The 2758-nt window shown below is 53.5% G+C and carries 1 protein-coding gene and 2 pseudogenes; all 3 read left to right on the top strand.

Translation table 11 applies throughout. The features are described from left to right. Positions 1 to 288: pseudogene (locus A1355_RS25180) on the top strand (methyl-accepting chemotaxis protein); the annotation flags it as partial. A gap of 271 nt (positions 289 to 559) precedes the next feature. Next, positions 560 to 1081, top strand: a complete 522-nt coding sequence (locus tag A1355_RS09520) for an MCP four helix bundle domain-containing protein (RefSeq protein ID WP_197471771.1) — start codon at positions 560 to 562, stop codon at positions 1079 to 1081. Between the two features lie 69 nt (positions 1082 to 1150). Beyond that, positions 1151 to 2758 (top strand): annotated as a pseudogene (locus A1355_RS09515) (hypothetical protein); the annotation flags it as partial.

Here is a 2758-nt window from a genome sequence, read left to right as displayed (position 1 = left end):
GTCAATACCGCGATGAATCAGATGAACCAAATCACCCAGCAAAATGCCGCCGCCAGTGAAGAATTGGCTTCCACCGCCGAAGAAATGACCGGTCAGGCCGAGCAATTGCAAAGTTTGATGAGCTTTTTTAAGATCGCCAACGCCGGCGGCCAACGTCGCGTCAGCACTTCTCACGGCGGCCACGCGCCTCACGCCAAACCTGGGGTTATCAAACTCGGCCCGACGCCAATCCGCCACCACGATCAAGCCGGCTTGGATTTGGAAATGCAGCATTTCGAGCGCTTCTAGTTGCCTAGTGGCTAAGGCGGAAGTCCTGACGCTCCCGCCTCCTCCGGCACGGCTTTCGATCCGGATATCAGCGAGTTCGAACGTATTCGAGCCGACCCGACAGCGCTTACGCGACCGCATCGGCCAACGTTTGGCAGGCGATTGTCGATCTAAAAACAAAACCGGCAACTAGCGAGCCTTACTTAACCGCTCGCTCCAGGCACGGCATACGGTGAATCAACGCCGGACTATGGTTCGGCATCTTCTTCAACTCAGTTGGGAGAATTTAACCATGATAAGCACAATTAAAGGGCGATTGACGAGTTTGATCGTTTTCATGGCCTTGCTGGCTGTCGCGGTGGGTGGCAGCGGATTGCTAGGCATCAACGCGGTCGTCGAGTCGATGGACAACACCTACCGCGGCAAAGTCGTTCCCGGCCAATTATTGGCCAAAATGCTGCAACTGAATAACGACAACCGCACCAACATCATGCTGGCACTGCAACACGATCCAACCTCGCCGCACGCCAAACTGCACGATCATCCGCTCAGCCTGCACATCGAAGCGACCGAAACCAATCGCAAGCAAATGGCTGATTTGCTCGATGAATACCAAAAACTGCCGATCGGCCCGGAAGAAAAAGCTTTGCTCGACCAATATCTGAGCGCCCGCGACGTTTACCGGCAAAACGCCAGTAACCCCGCATGGGACGCGATCAAAGCCGGGAATTTCGAACTAGGCCATCGTTTGTTATTGACTCAAGTCAATCCTGAATTCAAAAAGTTACAGGCGATCGGGGAACAACTGTTATAGCGCACGCTAAAACTGACTGAAGCGGCCAATCAGTCCGCGGAACAAAGTAGCGCTAACTTACAAAATACGATGCTGGCCGGCACATTGTTATCGATCGGGATTGGTTTTTATCTCGCTTGGCGTTTAGCGAATTCGCTATTACGACAATTAGGCGCGGAGCCGGGCGAGGCTGTCGGCGTTGCCCAACGCATAGCCGTCGGCGATCTCTCCTACCCTTTCCAACTGCAACACGACGATCGGGACAGTTTGATGGCCGAGATGAAAAACATGAGCGACACCATCAAGCACCTGTTGGAACAAATGGCCTGGATGTCGAGCGAACACGAAAAGGGCGACATTGATGTCATGGTAGATACCGATCGCTTCCAAGGCAGTTTCAAGGCCATGGCGCAAGGGGTTAACGACATGGTCAACGCTCACATCGACGTCAAGAAAAAAGCCATGAAGGTGTTTACGGCCTTCGGTCAAGGCGATTTCAACGCCGATATCGAGAGACTGCCCGGTAAAAAAGTATTCATTAATGAAACCGTCGACTTGGTACGCGGCAATTTGCAAGGCTTCATCGCCGATATGAATCACATGTCCGAGGAACACGAGAAAGGCGATATCGATGTGGTGATGGCGGTTGAAAAATACCAAGGCGATTTTCGCAAAATGGCACAAGGCGTCAACGATATGGTCAACGCCCACATTGACGTAAAGAAGAAAGCCATGGCCGTGTTTAAAGCCTTTGGGGAAGGCAATTACGACGCTGATATGGCGAAATTGCCGGGTAAAAAAGCCTTTATCAACACCACCGTCGACTTGGTGCGCGAGAACCTGCGTCGCTTCGCGGAAGCGGCGCGGGAGTCCGCAACCATCAAGGCTACGTTGGATAACGCCTCGATCAACGTCATGTTGGCCGACAACGACGGCGTGATTCGCTATCTGAACAAATCCACCATGGCCTTGATGCGCCGCTCGGAGCCGGAAATGCGCAAGTTGTTTAGCGATTTTGCGGCGGACAATATTCTCGGTCGGAATTTCGATGTATTCCATCGGAATCCCGCTCATCAACGCAATTTGTTAGCCCATCTAACCAGTCCGCATGTTGTGCAAATCGAGGTGGGAAACTTGATCTTCCGGCTAACGGCCAGCCCCTCCTACGACAACGAGGGGCGGCGGAGCGGATCGATGATCGAATGGCTGGAGCGTTCGGCGGAAGTCAACGCCGAACGGGAAATATCCCAAGTTGTCGAAGCCGCGGTAGCCGGCGATTTTCGACCAATTAGCGTTGCCGACAAACAGGGCTTCTTAAAAAACGTCGCCGAAGGCATCAATCAGATCACCGATACGGTCAATGTGGCGTTTCAGGACACGATAGAAATGGCCCAAGCCCTGGAAAATGGCGATCTAACTCGCACGATTAACCGCGATTACCAAGGCGTCTACGATCAAGTTAAGCAAAGTCTCAACAATACCGTCATCAAACTGTCGCAAACCATCGGCGAGGTCAGAGAGGCCACCGACCAACTCGGCAACGCCTCGCAGCAAATCAGCGGTACCTCGCAAGCCTTGTCGCAAGCCGCCAGCGAACAAGCCGCCGGCGTCGAGGAAACCAGCGCCAGTATCGAGGAAATGGCCGCCAGCATCGGCCAAAACGCCGAAAACGCCAAGATCACCGACGGCATGGCCACC

It is taken from the genome of Methylomonas koyamae, assembly GCF_001644025.1.
Taxonomy (GTDB): domain Bacteria; phylum Pseudomonadota; class Gammaproteobacteria; order Methylococcales; family Methylomonadaceae; genus Methylomonas; species Methylomonas koyamae_A.
Note: the sequence above shows the minus strand (reverse complement) of the source record. Positions and strands in the feature narration are given on the sequence as shown.

What these genes read in the sequence shown, in the direction of transcription:
- A1355_RS09520 (WP_197471771.1), top strand. Translation starts at nt 560, where the DNA reads ATGATAAGCACAATTAAAGGGCGATTGACGAGTTTGATCGTTTTCATG.